The organism is Erythrobacter donghaensis (assembly GCF_002155425.1).
GTDB lineage: Bacteria > Pseudomonadota > Alphaproteobacteria > Sphingomonadales > Sphingomonadaceae > Erythrobacter > Erythrobacter donghaensis.
This window is the reverse complement of sequence record NZ_MUYG01000004.1, coordinates 89,596-98,573: the sequence shown is the minus strand read 5'-3', so window position 1 is coordinate 98,573 and position 8,978 is coordinate 89,596. Positions and strand designations below refer to the sequence as shown.

6 protein-coding genes are annotated in these 8,978 nt (G+C 61.9%); 5 read left to right on the top strand and 1 reads right to left on the bottom strand.

Annotation, left to right across the window (positions count from 1 at the left end; genetic code table 11):
• The 5 genes from BZF59_RS00535 to BZF59_RS00515 all read left to right on the top strand — a co-directional run.
• A partial coding sequence (locus tag BZF59_RS00535) for a transporter (RefSeq protein WP_211277322.1) occupies positions 1–903 on the top strand: 903 nt, incomplete at its 5' end.
• 235 nt (positions 904–1,138) lie between these two features.
• Positions 1,139–1,630 carry a response regulator transcription factor gene (locus tag BZF59_RS00530; RefSeq protein WP_245805952.1) on the top strand — a complete coding sequence of 164 codons (492 nt, stop codon included), beginning with the start codon at positions 1,139–1,141 and terminating at the stop codon, positions 1,628–1,630.
• 26 nt (positions 1,631–1,656) lie between these two features.
• Entirely contained in the window at positions 1,657–2,757 is a 1,101-nt protein-coding gene (locus BZF59_RS00525) for a tetratricopeptide repeat protein (protein ID WP_086606298.1), read from the top strand.
• Positions 2,754–3,731 carry a HEAT repeat domain-containing protein gene (locus BZF59_RS00520; RefSeq protein ID WP_086606297.1) on the top strand — a complete coding sequence of 326 codons (978 nt, stop codon included), beginning with the start codon at positions 2,754–2,756 and terminating at the stop codon, positions 3,729–3,731. The genes BZF59_RS00525 and BZF59_RS00520 overlap by 4 nt, the downstream gene beginning before the upstream one ends.
• Positions 3,728–5,158: a glycosyltransferase gene (locus BZF59_RS00515; RefSeq protein ID WP_086606296.1), complete on the top strand. Its 1,431-nt coding sequence runs from the start codon at positions 3,728–3,730 to the stop codon at positions 5,156–5,158. The genes BZF59_RS00520 and BZF59_RS00515 overlap by 4 nt, the downstream gene beginning before the upstream one ends.
• A 140-nt stretch (positions 5,159–5,298) precedes the next feature.
• On the opposite strand, the gene BZF59_RS00510 is transcribed toward BZF59_RS00515, so the two are convergent.
• Complete coding sequence (locus tag BZF59_RS00510; RefSeq protein ID WP_158094224.1) at positions 5,299–8,802, bottom strand: PAS domain S-box protein; 3,504 nt, start codon at positions 8,800–8,802, stop codon at positions 5,299–5,301.
• Between the last annotated feature and the right edge of the window lie 176 nt (positions 8,803–8,978).

The following is an 8,978-nucleotide window of genomic DNA, read 5'->3' as shown; positions in this document are numbered from 1 at the left end:
AGCCATAATCAAGATAGAATGGATGAAATCGGAAGACCCGTTCGTTTCAGAGATGAAGCAGCCCCGGCTGCGACCTTTCAATTCTGGAGCGACATCATGCGCAAGTCGAAATTCATTCTCGTCCTTACTCTCATCGGCGGTCCCGCATTTGCTCAAGAGGCCGCGCCAGCCTCTTCCGACGACCCGAAGCCAGAGACCGCAATCACCTTGTTCGTAGCCGCGGATTACGTCACCGGCGACCTCGCGGACCGCGAATATGACACAGTAAGCTTTTCCACCGGCGCTCGAGTGACCTCAGGCAGATTCTCCTTCGCCGCTTCAATCCCTTACATCGTCACATCTGCTCCGGAAGATTTGATTGTGAGCGGTGGCGGGCTGCTGGGCACGGCGCTCCTGTCGCGCCCATCCACTCAGCCCGGCACGGTTACCCGCGAAGGGATCGGCGATCTCACATTGCAGGCCGATTATCAGCTCCCGGTGGGCCGATTAAACGCGTCATTCGGCGGCATCATCAAGGTGCCCACTGCTTCGCGAGAAGCCGCCCTTGGTACCGGCGAGGTGGATTTGGGCATTAATGGCCAAATCTCGCAGCGTTTCGGCAATGTGATCCCGTTCGTCACCGCCGGTTACACCGTCGTAGGCGAACCCGCTGGCTTTGATGTTCGCAACACCTTGTCTGGCGCTGTCGGTAGCCAATTTCTTGTGAGCAATCTGAGTTCAGTGACAGTTTCCTACAGTTACGATCAGGCTGCGACCGAGCTGGTTGGGGACAATCAATCCGTCGGCTTGGGTTTCGCCACCAGTCTGACCAATCGGCTACAGCTTGGCGTTGATGCAAGGGCCGGGCTGTCGACCGATGCCCCCGATGCACGTATCGGCCTTAGGTTGGGCATGGGGTTCTGACGACAAAGGCGGTGCCGTGCTGTTGGCAGCCTTTCTCTGAAGCAGATGTTCGCAGTGGCTGATTTGAACGATGGGGCGTGGGCCGGTTGTTGCCGAAGGCAGTTCGGACTGCCCCACTCTCCCGTACCGAATGGCCGAATTGCGGCTTTGAGCCCGAGAGCCGACAAAGAACCTATATCCAACCGTTCGAACAGTCCGGTGGCAACCGGGCGAAATATAGAACGCCCGCATTTGCTTGAGCATTTTGGCAAAGCGGCCCTTCGGCATCGCCGTGATTCTTCCAAAATTGCAGGCGCAATGTTTCCAGAAAATTAACCATAGTCCTGTAGCCAAATCGGCAATCACGGAGGTTGCATTGGCCAAGATCCTCATTGCGGACGACGATGTCATCCTGACGGAGATGCTCCGCTTCAGGCTCGAGGGCGCGCGCCATGAGGTCATTACCGCAGCAGATGGGCTGGAAGCCCTCGACAAGGCCAAGGAGGGACGGCCCGACCTCATCATTCTCGACTCCATGATGCCGGTAATCGCCGGGCCCGAGGTCTTGGCACGGTTGAGAGCGAATCCCCAATCAGCGGCAACGCCGGTGGTCATGCTGACGGCGCGGAACGGAGAAGGCGATATCGTCGCGGCGCTCAGGGGCGGTGCGAACGAATATCTCACCAAGCCCTTCATCCCCCAGGAATTGATGGTACGCATCGAAAAGTTGCTGTTGTCCTCGTTGTGACGCGTTGGCGCACACATGCGGTGATTATGGCCGTTGCAGCCGCGGTAGCGTTACCGGCAGGTGCTCAAGTCAGCACTAGCGAGCGCGAGGCCGCGCAGGCAGCCTATTTGGCAGGCAACTTTGCCCGCGCCGAACAATTGCTCGGCGAGCTACTGGCAAAGAGCCCTTTGGACCCCGACCTGTTACGCCGTCTGGCGGCGGTGCAGGCGGCCAGGGGCAATCTGGACATGGCCCAGGCGACCATCGACAGGGCGTATGATCTTGCCCCCACGGATACCGACATCCAGCTCGCCCGCGCGAACATCCTGTTCTGGCGCGGCCAGATCGCTGAAGCCGGGCTTCAGGCCGATCAGATTGCCCAGCGAAACCCGGATTATCCCGGTCTGGATAGTTTAAGGACATCGCTCCGCGAGGCGGTGGACGCCCGCAAGTTCAGATTTCGCTCCGCCGGGGCGGGCGTCTCGGTCTCGGACGCCCGCTTCGCGTCTGGTGCCGACCAGACTTGGTACGTGCAACGCGGATCCCTGTCCGCAGAGTGGGGTGATGGGCGGTCGGCCTCGTTGAATGTCGAGCGCGAGGAGCGCCGCGTCACCGACACCCACATCGCGGGACGGGTCGACCTAGCGGAAGGAAACAACCGCTTTTTCGTTGCGGGCACGATCACGCCGAACCCCGATTTCCGGGAAACCTGGAGCTTTGGCGGCGGGGCAGAGATCGCGCTGGGCCAGCGCAGCACCGTGCTGATCGACGGCCGCTTTGCGGAATATACCGGCGACGATGTCACCGCCTTCGGGGTTGGCCTGCGGCAAACCCTGTCCTCGCGCTTGCAGGTCTCTGCCCGATCGATCCACCTGCTGGGCGGCGGGGACGACTACCGTTTCGGCGCTGCGCTGCGGGCCGATTACAGCCACCCGCAGATCGGCGATATCTTCGCGATCCTCGCAAGCTACCCCGATGTCGAAAATGACGGCGCGCAGCAATTACGCTCCGTGGCGATCGGGGTGCGCCGCCCTCTGTCGGATCGGCTCTCGCTTGGTGTCACCGGCGAATACGAGACGCGCGCAAACAGCTATGATCGCACCGGGATCTCGCTCGACCTGCGCTTGCGCATAGGAAAACGATCATGAGCGCTTTGCTGGTCTTCATCGTGTCGGCGGCGGCGGCGCTGGTGATGGTGATGCTGTTCGGGATCCTGCTGCTGCGCCGCTGGTATCAGGAACGCTGCCGACAAGGCGACCGAGCAAACCTCGCTGCGATCACCCGCAGCTATATGCGAAGGGTCGCGGGGCAAATCGACGAGGATGCTTCGGCGAAATGGAGCGACGATCTCAGGCTGGCGGCAGTCAGCCACATCCACCTGCTGCTGCGCGGCGGCGAGCGCCACCGGCTGATGCAGATGGCGGAACTTGACGGATTGCTGCGCGCGACCCTCGCCAAGTCGCACAGCTGGCGCACCGCGCGGCGGATCGATGCGATCCGGCTGTTGCAGCAATTCGGCAGCGAGGCATGCATTGCGCGGCTGCGGGAAATCTTCTCGCGTGATCGCAGCATGGCAGCCCGGCTGGAAGCGGCCTTTGCGTTGGCGGCGGTGCACGCCTTGCCGCCCCCGCGTGAGACGATCCGTCTGCTCGGTATCTTCGAACGTAAGGTCAACCGACTGGACCGGGCGCTTTTTCGCGCATCGGCCCCGGACTATCCGGAGCAGATGGCTCTGCTGCTCGACGATCCGATCTCGAACGAACACCGGGCGCTGATCATCGACGCTCTGGGCTGGTCCGGCGATGCGAATGCGCTCCCCTTGCTGGAAGCGGCGAGCCGCTCGGAATACCCTGAGATCCGCAGCGCGGCATTGCAGGCGGCGGCCCAGCTCGCTCTGCCTTCGGTCGAGCCGTGGGTGATGGAGCGCTTGCAGGACCCGGTCGACTTCGTGCGCCTGCAGGCGGCCAATTGCTGCGCGTCATTGGGGCTCAACGATGCGATACCGGCATTGCACCTGCTGCTTGAGGATGAGTCGCTTTGGGTCCGGTTGCGGGCTGAACACGCTCTCGAAGTGCTGCAATACCAGTGGCTCAATCTCGATGCGAAGGGACTTTTGGCATGACCTTGAACGAGCTTCAGATCGCCTCTGCCAATGCGATCCTGTTTCTGGCTTTCGGCTGCTTTCTGGTCGTCGCGGCACGCAACGGGATCAGCTTGTTGCAGCTCCTTCTTGCCGCCTGGGTGTTTGCCACCCGCACCAAACCTGGCCGCAGCTCGATTGAGCTCTGGCGACGCTATGGCGATCTGGCTCTCCCGGTTTCGGTGATCGCGCCTGCCTTCAACGAGGAGCTTTCGATTGTCGAAAGCGTCAAGTCGCTGCTTTCGCTTGAATACCCGCATCACGAGGTGATCGTCGTCAATGACGGATCGAAGGACGACACGCTAGGCGCCCTGATCCGCGGTTTCGACATGGAGCCGCACGAGCGGATGCAGATCGCGGCTCTGCAGAAGACCCAAATCCGCGGCACCTACCGCTCGCGGCGCTATCCGAACCTGTTCGTCGTCGACAAGGAAAACGGGCGCAAGGCCGATGCCGCCAATGCCGGGATCGGCTTTGCCCGTACGCCGCTGGTGTGCGTGATCGACGCAGACTCAATCATCGAAACCGACGGGCTGCTGCGCGCTGCCGAGCCTTTCATGCATGATGACGGACGTCTGGTGGCCGTCGGCGGCACGATCCGGATCGCCAATGGCTGCGAGATCGAGGGCGGAGCGCTGCGCCGGATCGGCGTGGACACCAAGCTTGTGCCGCGTTTCCAGATTGTCGAATATTTGCGTGCCTTTCTGTCCAGCCGCGTCGCCAATGCGCACACTGACACGCTGCTGCTTATCTCCGGTGCCTTCGGCATGTTTCGCCGCGATGTGCTGATCGAGATCGGCGGTTATCGCCACGACACGGTTGGCGAAGATCTCGAGCTGGTGGTGCGCATCCACCGCTACATGCGCGAACAGAAGCGCGAATACGCCATCAAGTTCGTGCCGGACATCGTCTGCTGGACCGAAGCGCCTGCCAATCTCGCCGGACTTAAGGGCCAGCGTTCGCGCTGGCAGCAGGGCGCGCTGGAGACGCTGCAGCGGCATCGCCGGATGATCTTCAACCCGCGTTACGGACGGATCGGCATGATCGCCATGCCGCAACTGATCCTCGAAGATGTGATCGGCCCGCCCGCCGAGGTGATCGGCTACCTCGTGATACCTGCAGCGATCGCGCTCGGCATTCTCGATCCGATGATGGCGCTCGCTTTCCTCGGCGTCACTGTGCTGTTCGGCACCGGACTGAGCCTCGGCAGCCTTGCGCTAGAAGAGGTGCAACTGCGCCGCACCCCGACCGCCCGCGATCTTTACCGCATCGGTGAGGCTGCATTGCTCGAGAATTTCGGGTTCAGGCAGATGAACCTCATCTACCGCCTGCGCGGCATCCGCAGCTTCCTGCGCAGCGACACAAAGTGGGAAGCTGTGCCGCGGATCGGATTCAACCAGCCTAGCTGAGCCGCCTGCACAGCCCGTCACAAGCAGCAATCAGCGCGGATCTGATCACCGGAGCGGGCGGCAGCCGACGAAAGAACCAGTCATCCGGGACAGCGACCTGCCGGCGGGCAAGCGGAGCTGGCGTCGTCTCGGAGGCAGGATCAGGCGGCGAGCAGCGCTCTTGCGCGGACCAGCAGGTCGAGCTTGTCACCATCGGCGCCTTGCAGCTCCCGCTCCAGCCGCTGGCTTTCCTCGCCAAGCTGCGCCTGTCCGAAAAAGGCGGCGATGCCGGCAATCTGATGCAGTTCCGAGGCAAGCTTGGCGATGGTCGTGCCTTCAAGTCCGGGCTGCGCAAGCAATCCGTCGATGAGCTCCAGCGCGCGCTGCTTGCGTTCGCGGTAGAGCGTCTGAAGCCGCGGATCGGTCTCCAGCGCATCGCTTTCGTCGGCAGGGTCTATGCTCGCTTCGGTGCTTCCCCGTCTGGCCCATAAGCGCAGCACCCCCTGCAGATCACGCAGCCGCAGCGGCTTTGTCAGATGCGCCTGCATCCCCGCATCGCGGCACGCATCGACGTCTTCCTGATAGGCATTGGCCGTCAGCGCGATGATCGGCAGCGTATCAGGCCCGATCCCGGCAGCGCGGATTTTCCGGGTCGCTTGCAAGCCATCGAGATGGGGCATCTGCATGTCCATCAACACGATATCGAAAGCCTCGCCGGTGCCGTGGCGCTCGGCGATCATGGCAATGGCCTCCGCACCGTCTTCCGCGAGCGAGGCGGTGCATCCTGCCTTTCTCAGCATGGCCATGGTCAGCTGCTGGTTGATTTGGTTGTCTTCGGCAACCAGCACACGCAGCGACAGGGCTGCGCCCGAAGGTTCATCCAGCGTTGTCGGGGCTTCAGCCCTCGGAGGCGCATCGCATTCAACGGATGGAAGGGTGAGAATGAAACGCGATCCGACGCCGACCTCGCTCTCCGCTCGCAACGAACCGCCGAGCAAGCCCGCCAGCTGGGAACAGATCGGCAAGCCAAGTCCGGTTCCGCCAAACCGGCGGGCAATGCTCGAGTCCGCCTGAGTGAACTTTTCGAACACCTTGTCGATCTGATCGGCCGGAATTCCAATTCCCGTGTCGATGACCTCGATCGTCAGGTGCCGTGTCGACTTGCTGTGGGAGACATGGACGCAAACCGATCCCGTCTCGGTAAACTTCAGCGCATTGCCGACGAGGTTGAGCATGATCTGGCGCAGACGCAGCGGGTCAGAAACCACCCATTCGGGAACATCGTCCTCGACCGTCATCCGCAGCGCCAGCCCCTTGCGAACGGCAACCGGCTCCATGATCCTCAAGGCGCCTTGCAGCTTGTGACGGATGTCGGTCGGTTCGGACGCCAGGCTCATCTGACCGGCTTCGATCTTCGCGAAATCGAGCAGATCGTTGAGAAGGCGCATCATTGCGCGGCCTGAATCCGCGATCATTTCGAGATTCTGCCGCTGCTCCTCGTCAAGGTCGCCTGAAAGCGCAAGCTCGGTAAAGCCGATCACGCCGTTCATCGGCGTGCGGATTTCATGGCTCATGTTGGCAAGGAAGGTCGATTTGGCTTCGACCGCCGCTTCCGCCCTCTCCTTCGCTTCGAGCAACGCGGCCTCCAGCCGCTTCGTCTCGTCGATGTTGCGCAGCGACGCGATGATATTTCGGGGCTCGCCGGTCTCCGGGTCGCGCACGAGGCCGCAATTGGCTTCGAGCCAGTGAAAGGTGCCCCGACGGAGCAAGCTTTCGGAACGGAATGCGATGCGCACCCGATCGCGCTGGCCCGCCGCCAACGCATCGAACTCGCTCTGGACGCGTTGCTGATCGTCGCGGTGAAATCCGGTGATGAACTGCTGTTCAATCAGCAAACTGTGATCGATGCCGAAAATCTGCTCTGCGGACGGCGAGGCATAGGTGCACGTCCCGTCCAGATCCAGCCGAAGCACGGCGTCGGTGGCATTGTCGGCCAGCAGAGCGAGCTGGGCTTCGCGCTCGGCCAACTGGTCCTGCGCCTGTTTGCGCGCGGTGATGTCGTGCAGAACGCCGACATAACCGGAGATATTGCCCGCTTCGTCGAACTCCGCTGCATTGACCGTTTCGCACCAGAGATCCTCGCCGTCGCGATCGCGGAACCTGATGATACGGCGCCGGACGTCGCCGGGCTTGTGGAACCCGGTGAAGGCCGGATCGTCTTCGTATTCCTCGCCGGTCGCGAGGGCCGATTTCCATCCGTCACCCAGCATCGCCTCGCGTTCGAGGCCGAAGCGATTGAGCCACACTGAATTGACGTAGGTGATGCTGCCGCGCGCATCAGCCTGGAAGATCCCGACCGGCGCAGCTTCGGCCAGCTTGCGGAAGCGCGCTTCACTTTCCGCGAGCGCGTGGCTGCGGGCGATGCTCTCGGTGACGTCGGTTCCGGTTCCGATCGCGCCGACGAATGATCCGTCCGCGTCGAACTGGGCTTCCAACCCGATCGCAATCTGGAGCGGGCGGCCATCGACCGTACGCGTCTGGACAATATGCTTGTCCTTGTCGGCGCGGCCGGTTTCGATGGCGATCCGCTGCCGTTTGAAGTCGAAGGCGGAATTGTCGAGCAGCCGCTCGAAGGGAGTTTCTCCAAGCAACTGGGCGCTCGGATAACCGGTCAGCTCCTCCCAGCGGCGATTGAGGTAGGTGAAACGCCAGTCGGCATCGACCCTGAAAACTAGGTCGCCGATGCCATCGAGGATCGTGTTGACGAAATCCCGGCTTTCCTTGAGCTCGGCCCGGATCTTGGCCCGATTGGCGAGCACCACGGCCACCGGAAGACCGACCGAAAGGCAAGAGGCAAGGAAGACCTGCAAGGCGATCACTTCCTCGCGCGGCCCGCCCCGGACGAGGGAGATCGGGCCGCTATCGAGCATGGTCGCAGCAGTGGCGGCGACGGCAATGATCGCAACGACAATGGTGGTTCCCAGCCGCCCTGTCTGGAACGCTGCGAAAACCACGACGGGAGCGGCCAGAAACAGGAATGGAAAGGTGCGTTGGACGAAAATCGCCGGAACGGCGATTGCCACCGCAACGAGTACCGCTGCCCACTTGCGGGCTGTCGCACCGTCCAAAGGTTGATCGGACTGGATCGTTTGTCTGACAATTAACACCATCGACCCGAAGATCGGGATAGGCAGACAATGTGCTGCAAGCCATTGAACGACCGTCGTCGCAAAGTCCGCTCCGCTAACATTGGCGAACACTGTCGCAGCGACCAAAGCAGGGCCGAACGGGATCAAGACGCTGATGCCAGCCAGCTTGGCGAAATCAAGCAGGGTATCGAACGTCTGACTGCGCAGCACGAACCGTTGCAAGACGTAAATGGCGAGCGTGATTTCCAGCAGGTTCGCGCTGGCGAGGCCGAACGCGACCTCCGGTTTGTCGCCAATGGCGAAATTGGACAGGACGTTGGCAAGAAAGCACACGGCCACCATCGTCATCTGGTAAGCCGGTCGCCGCCCCAGCAAGAAGCCGATGACCAATGCATTCCCGATCCAGAACGCCGCGATGCGACCTGTTTCGAGCGTCAGATTGACCCCGAGGTAACCGAGAACGCCGAAGATCGCCCCCGCCACCAGTAAGCTGATGAAGCCGCGAGCGTGCTGCATCAGGGGTCTTCGCATCGGGGACACGGGCAGTGTTTCCATGGCAGAGCAATGGCCCGAACATGGTTAAGAAATCATCTCTAACGCGGTTTGATAGTCGGCGAGATCCGGGTGCTTGGCTGGCTTGGCGCAGCCTCCGCACAGCACGCAGCACTTCCACTTGTGGTCGCTTTCTGACG

Coding starts and splice junctions, on each gene's coding strand:
- BZF59_RS00525 (WP_086606298.1), top strand. CDS start 1,657: ATGGCCGTTGCAGCCGCGGTAGCGTTACCGGCAGGTGCTCAAGTCAGC.
- BZF59_RS00520 (WP_086606297.1), top strand. CDS start 2,754: ATGAGCGCTTTGCTGGTCTTCATCGTGTCGGCGGCGGCGGCGCTGGTG.
- BZF59_RS00515 (WP_086606296.1), top strand. CDS start 3,728: ATGACCTTGAACGAGCTTCAGATCGCCTCTGCCAATGCGATCCTGTTT.
- BZF59_RS00510 (WP_158094224.1), bottom strand. CDS start 8,802: ATGCAGCACGCTCGCGGCTTCATCAGCTTACTGGTGGCGGGGGCGATC.